19 protein-coding genes and 1 pseudogene are annotated in these 23672 nt (G+C 43.9%); 4 read left to right on the top strand and 16 right to left on the bottom strand.

Annotation, left to right across the window (positions count from 1 at the left end; genetic code table 11):
* The first annotated feature begins 136 nt into the window (after positions 1-136).
* Entirely contained in the window at positions 137-1003 is an 867-nt protein-coding gene (locus tag AC4CV5_RS02705) for an AraC family transcriptional regulator (RefSeq protein ID WP_490922042.1), read from the top strand.
* 31 nt (positions 1004-1034) lie between these two features.
* Here the strand turns inward: AC4CV5_RS02705 and AC4CV5_RS02700 are convergent.
* The 10 genes and pseudogenes from AC4CV5_RS02700 to AC4CV5_RS02655 all read right to left on the bottom strand — a co-directional run.
* Positions 1035-1121, bottom strand: a pseudogene (locus AC4CV5_RS02700) (endonuclease V); the annotation flags it as partial.
* 113 nt (positions 1122-1234) lie between these two features.
* Complete coding sequence (locus AC4CV5_RS02695) at positions 1235-1699, bottom strand: hypothetical protein (RefSeq protein WP_490922201.1); 465 nt, start codon at positions 1697-1699, stop codon at positions 1235-1237.
* Positions 1700-1701: 2 nt separating this feature from the next.
* A complete protein-coding gene (locus tag AC4CV5_RS02690; protein ID WP_490922041.1) occupies positions 1702-3588 on the bottom strand; it encodes a ribonuclease YeeF family protein in 1887 nt (628 codons plus the stop codon).
* 18 nt (positions 3589-3606) lie between these two features.
* Entirely contained in the window at positions 3607-3867 is a 261-nt protein-coding gene (locus AC4CV5_RS02685) for a YwqI/YxiC family protein (RefSeq protein WP_166847467.1), read from the bottom strand.
* A 9-nt stretch (positions 3868-3876) separates the two neighbouring features.
* On the bottom strand, positions 3877-4299 hold the full coding sequence (locus tag AC4CV5_RS02680) for a YwqH-like family protein (RefSeq protein WP_166847464.1): 423 nt from the start codon (positions 4297-4299) through the stop codon (positions 3877-3879).
* A gap of 372 nt (positions 4300-4671) precedes the next feature.
* Positions 4672-5994, bottom strand: coding sequence for a UDP-glucose 6-dehydrogenase UglF (gene uglF / locus AC4CV5_RS02675; RefSeq protein WP_222142175.1), 1323 nt, complete (start codon positions 5992-5994; stop codon positions 4672-4674).
* A gap of 195 nt (positions 5995-6189) precedes the next feature.
* Positions 6190-6954 carry a tyrosine-protein phosphatase gene (locus AC4CV5_RS02670; RefSeq protein WP_373922886.1) on the bottom strand — a complete coding sequence of 255 codons (765 nt, stop codon included), beginning with the start codon at positions 6952-6954 and terminating at the stop codon, positions 6190-6192.
* Between the two features lie 49 nt (positions 6955-7003).
* Positions 7004-7717 (bottom strand): CpsD/CapB family tyrosine-protein kinase, encoded by a 714-nt coding sequence (locus tag AC4CV5_RS02665; RefSeq protein WP_166847455.1) that lies wholly within the window; start codon positions 7715-7717, stop codon positions 7004-7006.
* Complete coding sequence (tkmA, locus tag AC4CV5_RS02660) at positions 7707-8453, bottom strand: protein-tyrosine kinase activator TkmA (protein ID WP_166847452.1); 747 nt, start codon at positions 8451-8453, stop codon at positions 7707-7709. The genes AC4CV5_RS02665 and tkmA overlap by 11 nt, the downstream gene beginning before the upstream one ends.
* 234 nt (positions 8454-8687) lie before the next feature.
* A complete protein-coding gene (locus AC4CV5_RS02655; protein WP_003221769.1) occupies positions 8688-8831 on the bottom strand; it encodes a YwzD family small protein in 144 nt (47 codons plus the stop codon).
* 203 nt (positions 8832-9034) lie between these two features.
* Between AC4CV5_RS02655 and AC4CV5_RS02650 the strand changes: the two genes are divergently transcribed.
* On the top strand, positions 9035-10645 hold the full coding sequence (locus AC4CV5_RS02650; protein ID WP_222142179.1) for an SWIM zinc finger family protein: 1611 nt from the start codon (positions 9035-9037) through the stop codon (positions 10643-10645).
* Positions 10632-13400 carry a DEAD/DEAH box helicase gene (locus AC4CV5_RS02645; protein ID WP_490922040.1) on the top strand — a complete coding sequence of 923 codons (2769 nt, stop codon included), beginning with the start codon at positions 10632-10634 and terminating at the stop codon, positions 13398-13400. Before AC4CV5_RS02650 ends, AC4CV5_RS02645 begins: the two co-directional genes overlap by 14 nt.
* A 128-nt stretch (positions 13401-13528) precedes the next feature.
* On the opposite strand, the gene AC4CV5_RS02640 is transcribed toward AC4CV5_RS02645, so the two are convergent.
* The 4 genes from AC4CV5_RS02640 to ywpG all read right to left on the bottom strand — a co-directional run bounded on the left by AC4CV5_RS02640 (position 13529) and on the right by ywpG (position 16186).
* Positions 13529-14386 carry a Cof-type HAD-IIB family hydrolase gene (locus AC4CV5_RS02640; protein WP_166847428.1) on the bottom strand — a complete coding sequence of 286 codons (858 nt, stop codon included), beginning with the start codon at positions 14384-14386 and terminating at the stop codon, positions 13529-13531.
* 5 nt (positions 14387-14391) lie between these two features.
* Positions 14392-15168, bottom strand: a complete 777-nt coding sequence (gene glcR, locus AC4CV5_RS02635; protein WP_248602255.1) for a transcriptional regulator GlcR — start codon at positions 15166-15168, stop codon at positions 14392-14394.
* A 216-nt stretch (positions 15169-15384) separates the two neighbouring features.
* Positions 15385-15726, bottom strand: coding sequence for a single-stranded DNA-binding protein SsbB (ssbB, locus tag AC4CV5_RS02630; RefSeq protein ID WP_326222263.1), 342 nt, complete (start codon positions 15724-15726; stop codon positions 15385-15387).
* A 76-nt stretch (positions 15727-15802) separates the two neighbouring features.
* Entirely contained in the window at positions 15803-16186 is a 384-nt protein-coding gene (ywpG, locus tag AC4CV5_RS02625) for a DynA interaction protein YwpG (protein WP_166847419.1), read from the bottom strand.
* Positions 16187-16362: 176 nt separating this feature from the next.
* On the opposite strand from ywpG, the gene AC4CV5_RS02620 reads away from it, so the two are divergent.
* The gene (locus AC4CV5_RS02620) at positions 16363-16773 is read left to right on the top strand and encodes a YwpF-like family protein (RefSeq protein ID WP_166847416.1); all 411 of its coding nucleotides are present in this window, start codon (positions 16363-16365) and stop codon (positions 16771-16773) included.
* Between the two features lie 136 nt (positions 16774-16909).
* Here AC4CV5_RS02620 and AC4CV5_RS02615 read toward each other — a convergent pair whose 3' ends face one another.
* A complete protein-coding gene (locus AC4CV5_RS02615) occupies positions 16910-17548 on the bottom strand; it encodes a class A sortase (RefSeq protein ID WP_326222264.1) in 639 nt (212 codons plus the stop codon).
* Positions 17549-17645: 97 nt separating this feature from the next.
* Complete coding sequence (locus AC4CV5_RS02610; RefSeq protein ID WP_490922039.1) at positions 17646-23618, bottom strand: SpaA isopeptide-forming pilin-related protein; 5973 nt, start codon at positions 23616-23618, stop codon at positions 17646-17648.
* Between the last annotated feature and the right edge of the window lie 54 nt (positions 23619-23672).

Genomic DNA, 23672 nt, shown 5'->3' with positions numbered 1-23672 from the left:
TTTCATCAATTCATGGTGATGCTTTCATTATCCAAATGATCATAAGAGATGTGAATTCAATATTTATCAAAAACATATCCTTTTTTTAGATTGAGCCGTTACACTGGAGATAAGACAAGAGAAAGATGGTGAAGCCATGTATGAAGTAAAACTCCAAGCCAATCATTTGCCTAAAATCCGCGAGGCCGGACATATGAAGGACATTGAAGGGACTTTACGGCACCCCGACAGGACGATGGATGAAATCAGTGTATTTTTTTACGTAAAACAAGGCGCGATCCATGTATTTGAGAACGAAAACGAGTATCGCATTCAGGCGGGGGGATATCTTTTTCTTAAGAACAATACACCGCATTGGGGAGGCGATTTTTATGCACCCCACACCGAATGGTACTACATTCATTTTTATGCCGAACCTTCCCTGTATCAGGAGGAAGAGTTTTCTCCATTTCACAATTCACCGATCCTTCTCAACAGCATCTATTCATCGCAATTAACCTTTCCGAAAAGCGGTTCTGTCTCTCATCGTGAGTACACAGAAAAACAGCTAAGCAGCATTATTCATGCCTTTGAATCACCAAGTGCTTTCAGAGCGCTCCAAGCGTGTTCTCTCACCTACCAATTCTTCATTGACCTGTATAGCAATGCTATAGACAGTCAGGACGGCACACGCTCTTCAAGAATCATCAGCCGAATCATTGAATTTCTGCACCGCAACAAGCATGCAAAGCTGGTCAGCAGAGATTTAGAAAACGCGTTAGAAATGAATTACGCCTACCTTTCCTCCCTTTTCAAAAAGCAAACAGGGAAAAGCATAACGGCTTATAAAAATGAACTGCTGATTGCACAGGCAATCGATCTATTCAAAACAAGTAACTTAAACGTAACCGAAGTCAGCAGTACATTAGGCTTTTCTAATCCTTATTACTTCAGCAGAGTGTTCAAACGGGTCACCGGAGTGTCCCCGTCTGTATATATAAGCGAAATATACAGGAATCAATAAAAAAACACTTGCAGGTCTTGGCCTGCAAGTGTTACGCGTGATTTTTCTGATAGAACGTTCGCAAAACATGTGTATCAAGGTCAGCCAAGCGGACAGGGATCGGCAGCCTGCTTTCTTGTTAAAAGTTTAAAAAACCTCGAAAGGCATGTGCCAATCGAGGGGAAGTTAAGATTGAGGGTTAAAACTGATATTCTTCCACAAAAACGCTATGAGAACCTTAGCAGCCTCACATTATCTTTCCTCTCTGCACAAGTGAGTATATTCGCCAAATTCAGGAAAAATATCCCAATTTCTCTCTAGGCTGTCGCTAGTTTCACGCTCTTCGACTGAACCGGTCTTAAAATCTGTCTTCTCCATTGCTATATGACCATCTTCGCGAAAGCCTAAAATCAAACTGCTTACTTCATTCTCAGTTGTATCATCATATTCCCAATACATCGCTGTTCTTAAGAAAATTTTACCGTCCCTTATAACTTCAAAATCATAATTCAGATACTTACGATCCAGGTCATCATAAAAACCCACGGAAACCCATTCATTTGTTACATTTACAATATATTTAGGTTTTTCATCTTCGGTTAATACCGCAGTATATGGTTCATGTTTTTGATGATGCAAATATGCGGTACGATCATCAAGAATATTCCAAGGTTGTTTTTTGATGTCCGACCATTCATCACAATAATAAACTTTCATAGTCAATTATACACCTTCCCATTTATATCCCTAATAATAATCCTATTTTTTGTTGCTTCATCAAGAATTTTTTGTGGAATAGTTTTATTTTGAACCGGTACTTCTAATATCAATTCACCTTTCAGTCGTCCGCCTTTAAGAGCTTTTGGATTAAAAGGACCATTTGATATTTTAGACCCTGAAGAGTATTTTTTAGTAATCTCGTTCAAGTAACTCAGTGCTGTCTTTTCTTGAACGTCACTAAGTTGAGTATATTTCCTGGAAACTATCTCCTTATTTGGAGAATATGAATCAACTACGTACTTTTTGCCACCCGCTTCTTTTGCTTCTAACTCTACTTCATTATAAGGGTAACGAGGGCGATTTTCCTTATTAAAATTATTTCCTGCTTCCCACCGTTCTTTAAGCCAAGACGGTAATGGATTCTTATTAGATGACTTACCCGTACCCTTAATACCTTTACCACTACTTGCCATCTTTACAATCCCAAGATCCTTCACAGCCGTCTTTTCCACATCTACACGGACTGTTGGGAATCCGAACGTTAAACCATCCGGTGTAACTGGGCGTTCTGCGTATACACGGACGTTTGTTGGGACTTTGAATTGTTTTACTTTTTCTAGTGTCTTGTTAGCTTTTTGGACTTTTGAATGGGTTGCGAGCGGGATGCCTTTATCAATATGTTTCGCCAATGCACCGGCTCCAACGAGGCTTAATGCCGCTTCCAGCGCGCCCGATTTCCGCTTCTCCTCAGACACTTTGTTTCCAAACATATCTCTGCCTGTCACGGCTTCAGAGAATCCGTTTGACGCAACAAGGCCGTATGCGCCCATTTCTGACATTTTGAGAATGTCTAAGGATTTGCCTGTTTTGTAGGCATCTAAAGCGTGTTCGGCCGCGATAGCCGCTTTTCCGGTTTTGTAGATGGCTTTTCCGCCTTTGAAAGCACGGCCTGCCCAGCCGACGACCGGTATGAATCCAGCTGCGGCCATAGCTCCCGCTGTTACACGTTCTGCTGCCGAGAGTTTTTCTCCAGTAACCGGATCAACGCCTTCGGTTGCTCTTTTATAATCATAATAGCCAGTGACTTCTCCAGTAAAGTTGCAAACTCCATCCCATGTTTTCTCGTACCATGGTTTATTTGCTTCTTCTTCAGCCTTTTCCTGAAGCCGTCTTGCTTCTGCTTGCTGGGCTTTTGCATCGATATATGTTGTTCCCTGTTTTTCTACTTCAATGACGCTTTTGTAGACTTCATTGCTGTGGAAGGCTTTTTTGTCATAGTACATAGGGGATGCGCTTTTTCCGTTGCTGGTGGCCTGCATGAGAACAGAATATTTGCTGAGCACTGCGTTGTCCAGAGACTCCAAATTTTGATATTCAGTGGTCAAGGATTCATTGAGCTTATCGACTGCTGTGATCGTATCACGCCTGATTTTTTGGGCATCGCCCATCTTATCTGCATAGTCGTCAAGTGTGTACATGTCGAGATTAATAATATCGCTGATGCCTGACAAAATAGAATCGATTTCTTCTTTATGAGCGGAGACAATTTCTGAGGCTTTCAAATCTCCATTGGGCAGCTCATGATCCAAAAAAGAAGTTTCCACATATGAATCATTCAGTTCTTGATCTTTAATATCTCCTGAAATGCCATTTAAAAACGCAATTTGAGCAGAGACAAGCGTCAGCCAGCTGTCAACGATTTCCGCCTGTCCCTGAAAGAAAGCTTTAATATTGTCCGCGCCTTTTCCTTTAAAATTATCGCCTAAATCCGCCACTTCCTGAAACGCTTTTTTCAGCGTGTTCAGCTGCTCTTCAAGCGTCTCATATTGCTTTTTTCTGCTCTTCGCTTCTTCAATTAAAGATTTTGATTCAAATACTTTACTCATCGCACTGCCCTTTCTGTTCTATTTTACCGCTATCGCCTCGTCCTGTTCTTTGAGTGAATCTACATTATCCTTTGTATCTTCAATATTTTTCTGTACCGCTTTTTTGTAGTCTCCGAGCATGGTTTTGATGTTCTCCTCACGCTCATGATATTTTTTCGTATAATCGAGTCTATTTTTTCCATTGGAGCCCGCGGCGCCGATAGATACGTCAGCAAGCGCATCTTTGACAGAATCCAATGTTTTGATGACTGTGTCGTACTTCAGCTTAATTTCTGACATAAAAAAAGATCACCACCATTTTAGTTTACTAATTGTATTTCCGACTTCTTCCGCGAACTCTTCTCCCTTTTTAAGGAGATCTGCTGCACCATTTGCTATGACCAATTCCCCTGCATAAGCGGCTTTTTTAAATTCTAGATTAAAAATTTCACCACTAATAGAAGCCATATACCCGTTATATTTATCATTCACAATCTTGGATGCTTCCGATTGTGCATTCTCTCTGCCCTTGTCGAAATCATCCGCTTTTGTTCCCGTCCAGTGCTTGCCCAATTCCGGTTTCACAATTTCTTTTATTTCAGTAATTGCCTCTTCTTGCAGTGTGTCTATGTCCTTTTTTGCTTTTTTCAGCTTTTCGATCTTGTCTTCCACGTCCGAAATTTTTCCATTGAGCGAACTTTTGATATCCGCTAGCATACTTTCATAACCCATCTGAATCACCTCTTAATACTCAAAAAGTCGTATGGAGGGGCTGATGAAGATAGACTTTTCCATACTTTATTTCCATATATTATATTTTAAAATAGCCAGAAGGCGGCTTAAATAGGGTAAACGGCTTAATTTAGGTGTATAACGCTCTCAATGCGTAGGTCTATAATCTTGTTTTTGTTCGTTATATAGCTTATGAAAGCGTTTTATGATTTTGAAATACCTAAAGTCATAGTTATAAAGACACTTGAAAGAGCCAGATATTGATGATCTGTCTCTTGTTGTAAGAGTACATTCTGTTTTTGTTGTTTTTTTCGCTTTAGACCTTAGTAGAATAGAAAAAAACTGGCTCTCAGCCAGTTTTCTCTTTTCCAACTATTGAATTGCACCGGACGGAACAACCGCCTTCCGTCCCACAGAGTAATACTCCACCCCTGCATCCGCAGCTTCATCCAATGTGTAGCAGTTTCTGCCGTCAAAGATGAGCGGCGTTTCCATTAAGTTCTGATAGGCCGCTAACGGGAATTGTTTAATATCGGCCCAGTCGGTTAAAATCATGACGGCATCGGACCCTTTGACAGCTTCCTCAATCGTCTCTTTATATTCAACAGCTTGCGGGAGAACATGCTTCGCATGGCCGGCGGCAATGGGATCGTAGGCTGTAATATGGGCGTCGAGCGCAGCGAGACGGTCTGCAATGACAATTGATGGCGCTTCCCTCATATCATCCGTATTCGGCTTAAATGACAGTCCTAAAAGGGCAATCGTTTTTCCCGTCACCCCGCCTAGCCTGTTCAGCGCTTTATCAACCAGCATCGCCTGCTGATTGTTATTGACTTTGATGACTGATTTCAGCAGTTCAAAATCATGCTCGACATTGCCGGCAATTTGCACAAGGGCGTTTGTGTCCTTTGGAAAACAAGAGCCCCCGTAGCCTATGCCGGCTTTTAAAAACTGGCTCCCGATCCGCTTATCCTGTCCCATGCCGTACGCGACTGCTTCAATATCGGCGCCGACTTTTTCACATATATTTGAAATTTCATTTATAAAACTGATCTTAGTGGCCAGAAAAGCATTTGAGGCATATTTGATCATCTCAGCGCTTCTGATATCCGTTTGATAAATCGGAATTTGAAACGGACGGAAAAGCTCCTCAAGCGTCTTGGCTGTTTTATGATCCGCCGTTCCGATCACGATCCTGTCGCCATGAAACGTATCATAGATCGCCGACCCTTCACGTAAAAATTCCGGATTGGATGCGACCGAAATGCTGACAGGCTTCACAAGATGTTCAGTGATCAGTTCATCAATCAAATCATTTGTTCCGACGGGCACCGTGCTTTTCGTTACCACGATGGTATCCCGTTTGACATGCCTGGCGATGCGTTTGGCCGCATCTGTAATATGCTCCAGATTCGCGTGCCCGTCGCTTTTCTGCGGTGTGCCGACCGCTATAAAAATAATGTCTGCCTGTGCCAAGCCGTTCTCATAGCTCGTTTCAAAGTTCAGCCGTCCATCAGCTGTATTTTTTCTCATCAGCTCTTCAAGACCCGGTTCAAATATGGGGGAAATGCCTTTTCTCATTTCATCAATCTTGTGAGCGTCAATATCAATGCAGGTTACATGATGTCCAATCTCAGAAAGAGAAACACCTGTCACAAGACCGACATAGCCTGTTCCGATGACTGTTATATTCATTGTTTCCCTCCAACAGTTAGTTTGCTGCTTTGCAGCTTTCATATTATCGTATGAGAACATCCTATCATGAATGCGGATGATCTCCCGCATAGCCTGTCGGGTACAGCCTGTACAGATTTCTGAAATGTGATTCAATCATACAATATACTATTATATCGCTCTCAGAAAGAAAGTGGTGAAATGAGAACCGGCTGTTTAAAAGAGCCCGAATAGTTTTCTTCTTTTGACCGGTTTCGGAGGCTGCCTGTAGATCGTCTGATTCTGAAGGAGAAGCTCGGCGTTTTCCGTCAGCACATAAGGAAATTCCGGACCGAATTCTTTCTCCAGAACATGCAGGGCTTCCTGGCAACGAAAGTCTCTCGTTTTCAGATTATGAGCATCTGAGGCTACGAAATGAATCAAATTGGCTTCAGCCAGCCGGAGAGAAAATGCTTTCATCTGTTTTCCGAAAGTACCCGCAAGACTTCCCGAAGTCATTTGAGATGCCGCTCCTTTTTCCACAAGATGATACAGCAAGGACGGGTTTTCGCGAATTTCCCTGTTGCGTTCAGGATGGGCGATAACCGGAATATATCCTTTCAGCTGCAAATCATAAAAAAGCTGTTCCGCATATCGGGGAACCTGATCAAACGGAAACTCAACCAGGATGTATTTTGTATCATTAAGCGAAAGCAGCTGCCGTTCAGCAAGGTCTCGTTCCAAATCGCCGTAGATTCTGATTTCCTGCCCCGGAAGCACGGTTAAAGGGATGTCTTCTTTGATTAAACGTTTGTTTAATTGATCTGCCGCTTCTCTGACTGAGGCTGAATTGTTTTCATACACACCATTCTTATGATGCGGTGTCGCAATGATGGTCCGGATTCCCTGATGAACAGCAGCCCTTGCCATTTCTATACTCTCGGCTGAATCGCTTGCCCCGTCATCCATTGCCGGAAGAATGTGACAGTGAATATCTACCATGATTTAGCCCCCCTTTTTTCGCAAAAATAAATAACGGGCAAGCTGCACGTTATTTATTTTGCATGAAATTTTCCTTTTTTCCGTAATATCCGTATTCAGAGTGCTTCGAAAGCTTTTTGCCGTTCATAATCGCCCCGAGGAGCTTGCTTTTGCACGATTCAAGTGCCTCTTTCGCTTTTGCGGCTTGTTCCTTTTCTGTTTTCCCGCTCGAAATAACCAGAACAGAACCGTCTGCTACGTTTCCTAAAATTTGCGCATCCGCTACGGCAAGAATAGGCGGCGTATCAAAAATGACCATATCATATGCCGCACATGCTTCTTCTGCAAGCTCCTGCATCCACTTCGAGGAAAGAAGCTCAGCCGGGTTCGGCGGGATCGGGCCGCTCGTCAGCACATTAAGATATTTTTCATTTGAGGCTTGTACAGCCTGTTCCAATGAGCTTTTCTTTAATAAAACAGATGTTAAGCCAATCATATTTTCAAGTTGAAAGGCCGTATGTACTGTTGGCTTTCGCAAATCAGCATCAATCAGAAGCACCTTTTTTCCCTGTTGGGCAAATACGACAGCCAGGTTAGCGGCCGTCGTTGATTTTCCTTCTCCGGGGCAAGCCGATGTGATCACCACTGATTTCATTTGGCGGTCCACTGAAGCAAATTCTATATTCGTACGAATCGTTCGATATTGTTCAGAGTTCAAGGATTTCGGCTCTGTCATCGCTATGACATTCCTGCGCATCCAGCCTCTGCTTTTTCTAAGCGCCAAAATGTCCACTCCCCGCTTTTTCAGATTGGATACCGTGTAAGCTCTTCGCTGATTTCTGCTCATTCGCAATGGTGGAAACCGTCCCTAAAACCGGTATATCCAGCAAGGATTCGAGCTGCTCTTCCGATTTGATCGTATTATCCAAATGCTCAAGCAAGAAGGCCAGTCCGATGCTTCCCGCCAATCCGGCCGCAAACGCGATGGCAATGTTTAAAAGCGGCTTTGGCGATACAGGTGACGGATGTCCTGAAACCTCGGCTTTTGACAGAATGCTGACGTTGTCAACATTCATAATGGATGTGATTTTGTCTTGAAAGACAGAAGCGATGGTATTGGCAATATGAGCCGCTGTTTCCGCGTTTTCATCCCTGACTGATATGTTGACCACTTGGGAGTCCTGTTCGCTGGATACGGTAATTTTGTCATTCAGCTCTTGCGATGTCATCGACAGGCCCATTTCTTTAATGACTTCGTCTAAGATGGCAGGGCTCTTAATGATGACGTTGTACGTATTGATTAACTGAAGATTGGTTTGGACATCGTTAAATTGGACTTCTTTTCGGTCGTTTTTCGATTGATTGACCAGAATCTGAGTTGAATTTTCATAGATGGGTGTAAGTGCGAAGAAACTGATGAGTCCGCCGGCAGCAGTGGCAGCTGCGGTTACAATCATAATCAAAAGTATGCGTTTTGTTAACGTTGATAATATCTCTTTTAAGCTAGTAGATTCTCCCATGATACCTCCAAATCTCTTATAACATCCTTTTCCATTTACGATTATACAACGTAGAAACCGCATTTCTCCAGCTTTTCACGTGACATTGTTCGACATTTTTTTACAAAACGTTATGTTGCGGATCTTTATGTAAGCGCTGTATTTACTATCTAGACAAAGCTGCCTCTTTTTCTCCCAATCAGGCAGTCACGTATTCACGCATTAAAAAAATCCCGCAAAAAGCGTGCGGGATTCTTATGTTGCATATCCATTTTTAATATGAGAAATCAAATTTTCAAGCATTTCCTTCGTCGTCATCTCAGATGACCGCTCACCAATTTCATGTGCATGCATCAAAATTTTCAGAAATTCCTCTTGATTCAATTTCTTTTCACTCATCTTTTTGTTCCTTTCAGCTTCCATTAAGTTGAAAACACGATTATTATATGATGCCGGTTATCAATTTGCAATCTCTAATACATCATTCGACACATCCCATTTTTTATGTCCTTTTTTAGGAAAAACTTTTTCAGGCCGATGTGTTGCGATATAATAGAGAAATTGGATCTTTTTATTACGTGACTCGGTTAGGAGCGATAATCATGCTTCAGAATATGATTTCCAAAGACGATGTGCTGGCATCTGCTGAACAGTTGAAAGAACTTCTTCCTTACAATGAGGAAAATGTTCAGCTGATCAAAAAAGCCCTTATTTTATATCGGCAGGATTCAGTCTATCGTTTACAAGCAGTGAGTCCGACGGAAGTTACGGCTTTTGTGCAGGATGTTGTGCCTGTGCGGGTCACATTGAACTTGTTTGTTATAGTCAAAAGCGGCTGTTCATGTCCGTCCGGAAGAATCTGCCGCCATATGCTGGCTGTTTTTTTATATGTATATGCAATGTTCGAGCGAGTGGGTACTTTTACAGAGTATTGGCTGGAGAGGGAAAAGATTGAGGAAAGCAAAGAGCTCGTCCGCCGCCAGTTTCAGGAAAAGGTGCTGCCTAATGAAGAATCGCTTTCAAGCTGGCTTGCTTTTTTTGATTCAGAGTTTTCTCTCTGGCAGGCGCGCACGCCGGAAGGCAGCCAAAACATGCAGGGCCTCTATTACGGCTACCTGTCTGCTTTAAAAAAGCACACGCCGAACAAGCCAGAGCTGAAAAGCCTGTACCAGATTCATTCCGCGATTGCGGTATGGCTTCGGATGTTCACATTGATTGAAGCGGGCAAGCTGAACCCCGAGCAAGACTTTTATTCCCTCAATCCGTACGTTGAACAGCTGATGGATACAATCTACAGCTCTATTGATAAATTAAAGACATACGCGCTGTCATTTGCACTTGATCCATTTTTGGAAAAAACACCGGAAGTTATCCGAAATTTGCTGTTGAAAGAAGATATTTTTCAATATGAACGCATCCGCATCTTCGGTGAAATTTGGAGCGCCCTGCTGTCGCGGCCAAAATGGGTGGCGCGCGAACAGGAGATTTTGAAAAAAGAAGCCGGACGGCGTTTTTCCCCTGAATTGCAATTCGGGCGCCTGCATTTGGAATTCCTGCAGAAAAATGATGACGTTATTTTTGCGGAAGCTGATCAATTCCCGCCGGAAGCGCTGCCGTATACGTTTCAGTGGCTGAGTGAAATCACTGCCAAGAAGGATTGGAAACGGCTGAAAACATGGTATCAGCGGATTGAACCGATTGCGATGGATTATACGAAACTGGATAAGCCGTTTAAAGAGATTCGCGACGTGATCAGCGAGCTGTTCCTTCTGCTGAATGCCTATGTAAAGCAAACCAATGACCAAGCGCTGTTTGAACGCTATGCTGCGGGCTGTCTGCCGTATACGTTCACAGAATACAGCCATCATTTATATGAGAAAAAACGGTACGCCGAGTGGATCGAAATTCACAGCCTTGTCGGCTTTTCCATCTATGAAATGGATAAAATGATGCTGAAGGAAATTGCAGCGAGCGATCCAGAGGCGCTAATCCCGGCTTACCACAGAGAAGTGGCCTTTTTTATCGATCAGAAGAACCGCAGCTCGTACAAGGAAGCCGCCCGGTATTTGAAAAAACTGCGCACCCTGTACAGAAAAGCAAAAAAACTGAAGGTATGGGAGCGGTATATTCAGCAGCTGAGCTCGCATTACAAGCGCCTGCGCGCACTTCAAGAAGAACTGCAGAAAGGAAAGTTGATTGATGGCGAGTCTTAAAGAAATTCTCATCCACGTCGAACAAATGGAAGATGGGTCATTTACGCTCTCAGCCTTTGATGAGAATGAGCAGCCCCTTCCCTACAGCCATATGAAAAGGCATTTGTTCCAATGGCACGAATCCTCATTTTACGGAACCTTTCTTGAGGATGTCAGCTTTATCGGGACAACCGCCGTTCTGCTTTCTCCATGGATGACTGTAGAGCTTCTCGGCAAAAACTCGTTCAACTCATTCAGCTCCGTGCAGCTTACAGAAGAAACGGAGCCGCTGATCGAGGCGGCATCGACCATCTATGAATTTATCGCAGACGGCGATTTTCTGCCTGACTATGATGCATGGACAAACGGTGTTTTCCGCTGGAAGGACCGCGACAATATACTAGATGGTTTTACTGCGGATTGGTTTTCCGCTGCAGTGCAGGATTACATCCAATACGACGATGACCTGCGGGAGAAATGGGAACACATTAAGGAGAAATCGCCTGCGGTCACGACATTCCGCGGACATTTCCTCGATGAAGAGGATTTTCTTGAAGGGATCGGCTGGATTGACGATCAATCTCCATTTACAGTCGGTCTGCGCTTAAATGAGCCAGACTTCGACGGAGACGATTGGAAAATCGAGATGTTTTTGCGCGATAAAAAGAGCGGTGCTGTTGAATTCTTTGATGGGCTGAAGAGCCTCAAAAAATCGTGGCAGGCGTACATTGATAAAATCGCGCGTGAGCAGGACCGCTTTCACAGAACGGTTCCGTGGCTGTCATTTGACTCCGGAACAACGCTGATCTCTGAGGAAGAAGCCTGGATCTTCCTGTCAGAAGCGAGTGAGACGCTTGTCGATATGGGCGTTGAAATTCTCCTGCCGTCCTGGTGGCAAATCGTCAGAGACAGCAGCATGATGCTGAAGGCAAAGGTGTCGTCCGCCCCGCGCGGAGAGTCATTTGTCGGCATGAATGCGCTGCTTGATTTCAACTGGCGGTTTGCGACAAATGGAATTGAGCTGACAGAGGCTGAATTTAATGAGCTTGTCGCCAGCAACAGGCGCCTCGTTAATATTCGCGGGCAATGGGTAAAAATAGATCCGCAGTTTATCAAACAGATGAAACGCCTGATGGAAAAAGCGGAATCAGAAGGACTCCACATGTCCGATATTCTGGCGCGCGAACTAATGGATCAGGGGGAAGGCGGGCTAGAAGATTCAGATCTGATTGATACATCCGCTTTTGCCGGCATTCAATTTGATCTTTCCAAACAGCTCAGGTCACTGATTCGGAAGCTTACGGCCGCGGAAAACCTGCCGGAGCACGAAGTCAGCCCTTCTTTCCAAGGGACGCTCCGCCCTTATCAGAAATACGGCATGAACTGGCTGCTGTTTCTGCGGGAAAGCGGTTTTGGCGCCTGTCTGGCTGACGATATGGGTCTTGGGAAAACGATTCAAATGATCGCCTATTTCTTACACGTGAAGGAAAGCGGCCGGCAAAAAACGCCGAATTTGATTATCGCGCCTACATCCGTACTCGGCAACTGGCAGCGGGAGCTTCAAACCTTTGCTCCTGATTTGTCTGTCTCGCTCCATTATGGGCCGCGCCGTCCAAAAGGTGATGATTTCGCCGCACATTACGAAAACGCAGATGTGGTACTCACTTCATACGGATTATCGCATGCCGATTCGGAAGAGCTGTCTTCTGTGACATGGAACACAATTTGCCTGGATGAAGCGCAAAATATTAAAAACGCGCATACGAAGCAATCACGTGCAATCAGAAAGCTGAAAGGGCTTCACCATATCGCGCTGAGCGGCACGCCAATGGAAAATCGCTTAACTGAACTGTGGTCCATTTTTGACTTCATGAATAAAGGCTACCTTGGCAGTCTGACCGGCTTCCACAAACGCTATGTGCTGCCGATTGAAAAAGACCGGGACGAAAAGATCATCGGACAGCTTCAGCAATTAATCCGCCCGTTCCTTCTGCGGCGGACGAAGCGGGATGAGGAGGTCGCGCTTAATCTTCCTGAGAAGCTGGAGGAAAAAGAATTTATCCCGCTTTCAGCCGAACAGGCATCACTTTATGAGCAGCTTGTCAAAGATACATTTGACCATATGACGTCACTGACCGGCATGCAGCGAAAAGCGCTGATTCTTAGCATGCTCGGACGGCTCAAGCAAATATGCGATCATCCCGCACTCTATTTAAAAGAGGATCAAACCGAGCTGCTGGCCGGCAGATCAGTCAAGCTCGAAAAATTGCTGGAACTCATGACAGCGATCCGCGCGCAAAACGAAAGCTGCCTTATTTTCACGCAATATATTCAGATGGGGAACATGATGAAAAGGCTGCTTGAAAAAACGTTCGGTGAACCTGTGCAATTTTTAAACGGGAGCCTCTCCAAGCAAGAGCGGGATTCACTCGTTGAAAGATTTCAGAAGAAAGAATACCCGACACTCATTCTTTCACTCAAAGCTGGAGGCACCGGACTTAATTTGACCGCCGCCAATCACGTCATCCATTATGACAGATGGTGGAATCCGGCCGTTGAAAACCAGGCGACTGACCGGGCATACCGCATTGGCCAGGAGCGCTTTGTCCACGTTCATAAAATGATTACAACGGGAACAATCGAAGAAAAAATCGATGTTATGCTCGAATCGAAACAAACCCTGAACGACCAAATAATCCAAAGTGAAAACTGGATTACCGAGCTTTCCACGCAGGAACTCGAAGAATTGTTTACATTAAGCGCCTCAGCGCGATGATCATGACCTAAAAAAGCTGGCTCTTTGTATGAGCCAGCTTTTTTCCGTTCATAGCCGTCACGCCGAATTTCCAATGAATCCGTTACGCCGGTTATCAACAGGATGCACTTTTGATGCAGCATATAAACCTACAGCAAATTTTTAATCATATGTGCGACGCCGTGTTCGTCATTGGTCAAGGTTACAGCGTCGGCCATCGCTTTGATATCTTCTCGCGCATTGCCCATCGCTACACCTTTTCCCGCCGCCTCCAGCATCGATTTGTCATTTAAGCTGTCACCAACAGCCGCTGTTTCTTCTATGGGAATATTCAGCCGTTCCGCAAGCCTCTCCAGCGCCTGCCCCTTGGAAGCTTTGCGGGCAGAAAGCTCAAAGTTATGCTCAGCCGAACTGACAAGCGTCAAATCTTCAGCATGCTCATATCTGTTCCAGCCTGCCTCAAGCTTCTCTTTGAAGAAAGAAAAGCCGAGAATATTATAAAAGTCAATCTGCTGATCAGGCTCAAACAGCTCGTGAAACGAGTCAATGTAAGAGAAGCCTGATTGGCTGTATTGCACCTCGGCCGCCTGCATAAGGACAGAAAGATCCGCTTTCGGATTCGCGCTTCTGAATCGGTCCAGCTCAACATCAAGAAGCTCCTTTCCGTTTTGCGGCGTATAAATGGCTGATTCTGTGAATACCTCGTAATAATAGTTTTCCGACTCAAGCCATGAAAGAATGTCATATGCCCGCTGTTTATCAATGGTTTCCTGATGATAAAGCCTGCCGTCAGGATCGTGAATGACGGCGCCGTTTGCGCTGATGACCCACGTTTTGATCCCAAGCGGCTTAAAGATTGATTCGACGTCAAAATGAGCGCGCCCAGTTGACACCACCACTTCAATACCGTCCCGCTGCGCCTGCCGCAGCGCGTTTTCATTTTCCAAGCTTACCTGATGCCTGCTGTTGAGTAAGGTTCCATCTAAGTCAATCGCAATCAATTTCACGTTTGTCAGTCCTTTCCTTCATCCTGCTCTGTCACGAGAAGTTCCACACCATTACGGTCAAGCAAGTCACAAAACGCCTGATTCGGCAGCCTGTCTGTGATCAAGAGATCGATTTCACTCAGCTCCGCATACTGATAAAAACTGGTGCTCCCCAGCTTCGAATGATCTGCAAGCGCGATCACCTGCTTTGCCTGCTGAATCATTTTTCGCTTTACCAAGCCATCTTCCTCATGCGCAATTGTAATGCCATGTTCGGAAATGCCGACCACACCGATCAGCGCTTTATCGACGTGATAGCTTGAGAGCTTTTCAATCACAGAGGCGCCGTACAGAAACCGGTGCTCCTTTTCCAGCTTGCCTCCAAGCAGATAGATTTCAATTCCCTCTTTATCGGACAGCACTTCCGCGAGATTAATCGAGTTGGTGATCACCGTACAATCATTCGCATTCAAGTGCTTCGCACATGCCTGAACGGTTGTAGAAGCATCCAAAATCACCCGGTCACCATCATGAATGACCGATGCGGCAAGCCTGCCGATCTTGTTTTTTTCCTCGGACACTGTTTTCAGGCGGCCGGAATAACTTTGGATTTTCTGATGCACAGTCGGCAAAATGGCACCGCCTCTTGTACGGATGATGGCATTCTGTTCTTCCAGCTTCACAAGATCCCGTCTGGCTGTATCCCTTGATACCTGTAGGAGCGTACAGATCTGCTCCGTTGTAATTCGGTTATGCTGTTTTAAAAAATCCAAAATCGCTACTAATCTTTCCTCTTGGTACACGCCCTCATTCCTTTACTTTTCAATCATCTTTAAGTAATTATAAGTTTTCACCGAATCACATTCAATATTATTAAGTGAATTTAAGCAAAAATGCATCAAAAGGACCAATTTTTCCTAAAAAGAAAAACCAGTCTGGTCGACTGGTCAATTTTGTGGGGATGATGCGGAGATCCGGATAATCGTGAATGGATAGAAAACGGGAGGATCAGGGGGATGTCAATCGGCAGCTTTTTCCCGGGGTTTAGGGTCCATAAAACGAACAGTATCAGCCAATACTTCCGTTACATAGACGATAACGCCGTCTGCGTTTTCATAGCTTCTTGTCTGAATCCGTCCGCTTACGCCGACGAGAGAACCTTTTTGGCAATACAACGCCGTGTTTTCAGCTGTTTTTCTCCAAAGCGTGCAATTGACGTAATCGGCCTCGATTTCACCTGAAGCATTTTTGAAGCTGCGGTTTACCGCGAGCGTTACGTGTGCGACTGCCGCCCCGGAGGAAGTGTAGCGAAGCTCAGGATCTTTTGTAAGACGTCCGACAAGCATGACCTGATTGAACATGCGATTCCTCCTCTCCTTGCGGTTAAATGTATTGTAGATGATGCAATGAGAAAAGAAAAACGCTTAAAAATGACTTTCAGCCTCTGTTTTTGTCTTTTGTTTTCATTTTTCCTTCAGCTAAAAACATCTTTTGTTTTTTCCCTTTAAAGAAATATGTACTTTTTAAAAACCTGAAAAATATTTGCTTTGTCAGCCAATTTTGCGTATTCATACACACATAGGAAGAGCCATCCCATGCAAACCACTGAAAGCTCAGTTTTTTTTCCGGCATAGACAGCTCAATTTTATACTGCTCCATGCCGTCTTGCGTTTCGTATAAAAAGCTTATCCTTCCTTTTTTGTTCAGATGAACCTCAAACACTTCTTTGCGGCTTAACATATATGTTACTTCCTTTGAAACCAAACGGTTTTCAGAAGGAGTGCCGTCAATATAAATTTCTTTTAAACGAAATTGATTCATACCACATCTCTCCGTAATCCATAGTCAGTTACAGTATAATGAAAAAATAGAAATTATTAAATGTTTCACCATTACTAAATCCTTCATCCCCAGCATTGCAGCATTTTTTCCTCTAAAACGTTTATGTTATAATGAAAGGCAAGAAATCTTTGGAAGTAATCGGGGTGAGAAAAGAAATGAAGACCTTTAAACTGGTTGACTTAAATGTGGAACGAGTGGACAAGGAAGAAAAATCAATTGAACAGTTTCCCCTTATTGACGGACTGATTATAAATAAAGAAGACGGTGAAAATCACTGGCTGATTGAAGCGCTTGTAGCGAAAGAACACCTGTCTTTTTTTGAACAGCTTCAAAACAGCAAAACTGAAGCCAAAGTATTTGTAACGATCACGAAAAAAAGCAATCGCCCCGCCCAGCTGACAGCGGCAGTAAAAAATATCGTCAAGCTGGAGGAAAGCATACAGGTTTTAATCTACGGACAAATGGTCACAAGAAAACAGCAAGGCACTGAGACCATTCTGGAGTCTCTTGTAAAAGAGGGCTATACAGGAACAAAACTCATTGAGGCATTTAAGCAAAAAATATAAAAATGAGGGTACATGGTCCCCCGAAACCGGTACAGAAGCGAAGAGCGTCATAAAAGACATTTTGAATAAATATGTTCTACATTAAAAAGGCTGCCGTTTTAGAACGGCAGCTTTTCGTGCTTTCACTCTTGCATATTTAATTTGTATGGCCAAAAGAATCAACCAATTTCCCTTTAACAACAAGGCGCCCTTCGGTTTCGGCTGCCTTGTCACATGTGATTAACGTAATTTCCTTTTCGTTTGTCTCCTCAATCACCTTTGCATCCATTTCCGATATGATTTCTTTAGATGACACAGAATAAATATAGTCTTTTTTAAAGTCAGTAATGACTATTTGAGCACCTGTTTTTATGTTTTCAAGAGGTCCAAAAAGCAGACTCTCTTGCTTCAAATGATGGCCTGCCAACGGATAATTCCCCTCGCCCATTTTCTGATTCGGCCTCATTGTTGCGGCTCCGATCAGAAGATTTTCGTTGGTAGTGCCTTTTAGGATCGGAAGCTCCAGATCGACACTTTTAATGGTTATCCGTCCGATGATGGATTTCTGATCGTGATCAAATCCAGCCTTTATTGCTTCCATCAAATCAGGCGGCTCGATTGAGTCAAATTCAAAAGCAGCATCTTTCTCATTATTTTTTTTCAGCTGCTCCACAGTTAATGCCGACTCATTCTGGCTTTTGCTAAGATAGGCTATGATTCCTCCTTTCAAAAAAGGAGAACAGATAAGCAGCAGTCCTAAAAGAATGAACATCGTAATGATCATTTTCTTGTACATGCAAAAAAGTTCCTTTCTTATGTTTCATTCTAAATTGCGCTGTGTCATTTTTAAAAAAGCACCTGATCGATTCTTCAATGATCAGGTGCTTCCCTATTTATCCCTTTCTTTGCTTCTTTCTTGAGGCAACAGCTAAGCCTCCGCCTGCCATAAGCAGCAGAATACCAATCATGGCTGTCAGCATGCTGTCTGTATCTCCGGTTTTCGGAAGGGTTTTGTCTGTGTTCGACTGGCCATTCGAGCTGCCATCTGTACCATTGGTTTTCGAGTGATCTCCGTTATCCTTCACGTCTCCACCCGGCACTGGTTTATCAGGTTTATCAGGTTTGTCATGTTTGTCAGGCGTTGGCGTTTTTACTTTCTGATTAGAAACCACGATCTCGACAGCTTTTGGCTGTCCTTTTTCTATTGTGAATTCAATCGGTGTTTCATCCAGTTTGTAACCTTCTGGTGCCTTTGTTTCAATCAATTGATAGCTTCCCGGCGCAAGGCCTTTTACTGTGAACTGCCCCTGTTTATCTGTTTTCCAGAGTTCAGACAGTTCTTTACCATAGCCGTCAGTTTTTACGGGATTGCCGCTTGCGTCCAATAACTTGAATTCAGCGCCCTCCAAAACTTTCGCTTTATCGTCTTGATCCACTTTGGTCACTTTCACGTCACCTGGTGCCAATATGTTTTCCGCGGTGATTTTGACTGGCTTCGTGTCAGTATTTGTGATCTTGAATGATATAGGTGTTTGATCCAAATGATAATCCTTAGGCGCTTTTGTTTCGACAAACTGATATTCGCCAGCTTTGAGGCCGTGCACCATGATCTGTCCTTTGTCATCGGTAGTCAAGCCGGATTTCAGCACTTTTCCGTTGGCATCTGTCAGATCGAACTCCGCGCCCTGCAGAACTTTATTTTTATCATGCTGATCCACTTTGGTGAGAACAACAAGGTTCTTGGTATTAACCGCTGTCACTTTCACTTGTTCAGGTTTGCCGCTATATTCAGCTTTAATGGTGAATGACACTGTTTTTTCGGATAAAAGATATCCATCTGGCGCCTGTTTTTCAACAAATTGATAGCTTCCCGGTGCTAACCCGTCAACTTCAATTTTGCCGTCTTCTTTTGAGACTAGATCATCTCTCACTGTTTCCCCATTGCTGTCAGTGATTTTGAATACTGCGCCTGCTAAGCCTTTTCCATCTTGATCTTCCTTCGTCAGCTGAACCGATCCTTTATCATTCACGATAATCCCGGCTTCAGTAGGTTCTGGCTTTCCTGCTGCTGATTCAGAAATGGTAAACTCTTTTTTCTCTGTGTTTAACACATAACCAGCTGGCGCTTTTGTTTCAACAAAGGCGTAGCGGCCAGGCGCAAGGCCTGAAGCTGTGATGTTCCCGTCTTTATCGGAAGTCAGCTCTTCTTGAACCGTATTTCCTTCTTGGTCAATGATTTTAAAGACGGCCCCTTCAAGTTTTTGGCCCTCAGCATTTTCCTTCGTCAACTGAGCAGAGCCTTTATGGTTAATTGCGATCCCAGCATCCACCGGCAACGGTTTTCCTGCTGCGGAATCAGAAATCGTAAACTTTATTTTCTCCGTGTTTAACACATAGCCGGTTGGTGCTTTCGTTTCAACAAAGGCATAGTGTCCCGGCGCAAGGCCTGAAACTGTAACTTTCCCGTTTTTATCTGATGATAGCTCTTCTTGAACCGTATTTCCATCCTGATCGATAATCTTAAAGACGGCTCCTTCAAGCTTCTGGCCATCTCCATCTTCCTTCGTCAGCTCAACAGAGCCTTTATCGTTCACGGCAATCCCGGCATCTGCGGATTCAGGCTTTCCTGCTGCTGATTCTGAGATTGTAAATTCTTTTTTCTCCGTGTTCAGCACATAGCCGGCTGGCGCTTTTGTTTCCACAAAGGCATAGCGTCCCGGCGCAAGGCCCGAAGCTTCAATTTTTCCTTCCTTATCTGAAGTCAGCTTCTCTTGAACGACCTTTCCATCTTGGTCGACAATGTTGAATACTGCGCCTTCAAGTTTCTGGCCCTCAGGATTTTCCTTCGTCAAAGAGACTTTTCCTTGGTAGTTGGTCATTGCTCCCAAATTAACGTCGGACAGTTGATTCTGTTCATTCTTTGCGATTGAGAAGTGAATCGCTTTTGTATTTACGATAAAGCCTGCAGGAGCTTGTGTCTCTGTCAAGCGATAGTAGCCCGCCGGCAAACCGTTCATTTCCACTTTTCCGTTTTTATCAGATTTTATATCTGTTCGTATGAGAGTATAGGTGCCGTCATTTGACTTTTTCTCCAGCTTGAAAACAGCACCTGCCAAAGGATTGTTTTGTTCGTCTTGTTTGATAAGCGTCACCTTGTTCTGTTGATTTACGACTTTGTACAGCGCTCCTGTCTTGGAGGAGTTGCTGTCTATCTTCACAGAGACTCCTTTTGCATAAGCATCACTGATGGTATATCCGTCAGGCGCTTTTACTTCTTTTAATACATAGGAACCGTAGCGAATATTTCCGAATGTAAGCTTCCCGCCGGCATCTGTCGTACCTGTACGCAGAAGCTGCTTGGCGTCTTCAGACCATAATTGAAAGTCTGCGCCCTCTAGAGCTTTATCGTCCTCACCTGTTTTAAAGATCGTCAGGCTGCCTTTTTCACCGGATCCAGAACCGTCGCCGCTTGAAATGGCAACAAAGATTGAGCTGCTGTTTTCCTGAGTCTGCTCCTTCACATTTGTTCCTGAAATGGACACCTTATTTTTAACGTGGCCGTTCGTTCCGGCTATGTTAATCAGAGACCGGTATTTGATCACATAGGCACGGTCAATTTGCTTATAGCTGCCTATGAATGTCAGGATAAACGATTGTTCACCTGTTGTATTGTTTGTTTTGATATCTAACGTGTAATCTTTGTCTTTTTGAAGCTCGACATCGCCCGCGGTCAGATTTCCGCTACTGTCTTTGACCACACCGTTTTCATCATATTTTGCTTGATATACTTTAAAAGAATCTGCATCTAGTATTTGATTTTCATCCGGCGTGTCAGTAACTTTTACATCATCCAGCGTTGATTGGCTGGAGTTGACGTTAATGTTCCAATCGATATAGTTTCCATTTTGCTTTCCGCCTTTGAAAATCAGGTTTCCTCCGTTCACAACGGAGACAGATCCCGTCAAGGTGCGATCTGCATAACCGTCATTATGGTAGGTCGCTTTGTTAGTGTACTGATTCTGATCAATGACCTTTCCTTTGAGCGATGTCTTAAACTCAATCAAGTATGGCACAGAATCGCCCGTTTTAAGGTGTACAGTCAGAGTGCGTTCATTGTTCGCTGAAGGCTCTTCGACCTCATACTTGGAAGGGTCAAGAGCGTCTCCTTCTGTGATGGAGCCATTTTTATTGATCGTATAGCTCTTTACCACAACGGAACCCGGCACAAATTGCTGAGGATCTGTTATGGCATCTTTGATATAAGGGTTTTTCGTCGGCTCACCATTATAATTGACGCCGATTTTCCACGTGATTTCCTTTGAAACTGCGTTGTATGACCCGTTTTTGAATCCATTGTTTGTAGTCTGATGATTCGGCGTAAAACCGCTTGATACCTTATTCGTGCGGTCATTGCCGTATTGATCAGTCCATGTCGACTGAGCTGTATTCTTAACGCTTTCGTTAGAATAATCGGCATTGAATGTTGTCGTATAAGTGATCTTAAATTGACTGTCTGTTTTTGCATAATTCCCGATCAATGCCAAAGTAAAGCCTTTATGATCCGGTTTTTTTGTTAACGTGTAGTCTTTGTCTTTCTGCAATGTTTTGTTGTTCGTTATGTCTTGAAGCTTGAACGATTCATCAAGCAGAACCATTCCGCCGCTTTCAAATTGATCATCCAAAGTCCAATTGTTCATCAAGTATTTATTTTTATTAACTGTAATCGTCCAATCAACCGTCTTCTTCTCATAATCTACGTTTGAATACCCTTTGATGAGGTTCTGTTGAATGGCGATTCCAGAAGCTTCTTTTGAATCCCCTGTCCCAGTCACCGCGCTGTTGGTGTATGTTGTAGATTTATCAATGATCACTCCGCTCTTAACCTTTGTTTGATATGTGATTTTGTAAGCGCCGGTAACCGTTTTGTTAAATTTGACTTCAAAGCCGTTTCCATTATCGGTGAGTGTGTAGTCCTCGCCTTCCTTTAAAGGTGTTCCCGCCTGTTCGCTGCCGTTCTGCCCAAACATAATAGGAACAACCTTCAAAGAGTCTTTCACGAGTTGCAAATCGCCAGTTCCAAAAGAATCCTTAATGCTGGCTTTGGATTGGTCGATCTGTTTCTCACCGTAGTTATATGAAAGAGCCCAGCTGAATGTTTGAGATTCTCCATTATAGCCGGTCGATGACTTTGCGATCATTTTTCCATATTTGGCCGTGACTGTGGCTTCTGCAGAAATGGGTTCCAGATTGTCTCCGCTGAATGATGCCTTGTTCGTCAGCGTCACATTTCCGCCTTCGCTCGGCTTTGCACTATCGTCAATATCGGTTTCGTACACAAGGCGGTAGGCTGAATCAATTGTCCCGTTAAATGTGACATTTCCTTTTGCATCTACACTGTAGCCGGATGAAACCTCACTTCCTTTGCTTACAGAACCATCAATGTTCACATTGAGTTCATACGCTTTAACTGAACGGTAGATTAAGCCGTCCGGAAGGCTTTCCGTGAGCTTAGCATTCTTGACTTGCTCTAATTTTTTATTAACATCAACCGTCCATGTTACTTTGCCAGGGTTGATACCTTTATCCAAAGAACCTGATTTATCAATGGTTTTACTCACATTCGGTTTAAAATAAACCGTTGTTTCAGGAGTATCGGAATTCACAGGGAATAGAATCTTTTGTGTTGTCGAACCCGTTATCTTTTTCTCGTTGAACTGCGTATTGATAACCAATGTGCCTTTGACATTAGAACTTTCTTTTACCTCGCCGTTAAATGTCATCACCACATGTCCGTTCGTATCAATAGAAAATGTCCCGTAGGTGGTGTCTCCGGCGCTTAACGGCAGGTTCACAAGGTCATTATGCATAATAAATTCTTTAGGCAAATCAAATTCATATTTATCGCCGGCATTGATTGTTTTTCCTAAATCGTCGGGAATGGCCCAATCAATTGAAATTTTCACCGGAGAATTTGTATTGGCGCGATTGCCCTTGTCATATGGCTTTCCGTTTTCGTCCGTCAATGTCACGCCAGTTAAAATATTTTGGGTGATTTGTTTTTCTTCAGTTTGCAAGCTTTTGAAAGCTGATTGACTTGAAGATGACACTTTTTTTGAGTCATCACTCTTAGAGGATTCGCCGCTCTTAGAGTCCACTGACGGCTGTTGTTCTTCCTCTTTTTGCTCCTTACTGACTGAAGGTGCAGATTTGTCATCTGTCCCTTCCTGATCACCCGCAATATCAGAAGAGTCGTTTTTTGGCTCTTCCGCCTCGCCATCTGGTGTCTCCTCTTTCTTAACAGGGATGATCACCTGCTGGGTTTTGCCTCCCCCTAACTGAAAAAGGGCTGCTACTGTATTTTCATCGTCTTTTACATCTGCAGTAAACGTGGCTGACAGTGTAATGGCTCCCTTGGCATCAGGAGAATCCGCGGATGCAGTTGTCAATTTTACCGTCATGATGCTGCCGCCCGCTGGCACTTGATAGCTGCCGATAACCTGGTCAGCAGATATGATGTCACCTTCTGCACCTTTATCAAATGTAAAGCTTTTAGGAATCTCCACATGGATATCCTGTTCGCTTTTTGCGTCTTTATCTTTTTTTAAAGACCATTCATATGTCAGTGTCACTTCATCCCCCAGCTTTAATGCCGGTTCGTTTCCTTTTGACCCGTCAACAACCTGGTCATTGCCCTCCTTGATTGTCACCGAATCGAAGAATTGGCTATCGCTTGACGTTACGTCCACAGCCTGTGCTGTAAGCGTATAGCTGGCGATCTGACTGAAGAAGAAAAAGATGGCCAGACTTATGATCATAACGATCCGCCCGCTTTTTTTCAGCCCTAAGGGAAAACTCCTCGTTCTCAATTTTTCATTCCTCCCTTTCATATCTATTTTTCACTTGCCGATTGATCCGCGAGA

Source organism: Bacillus sp. NS1 (genome assembly GCF_058248265.1).
Note: the sequence above shows the minus strand (reverse complement) of the source record. Positions and strands in the feature narration are given on the sequence as shown.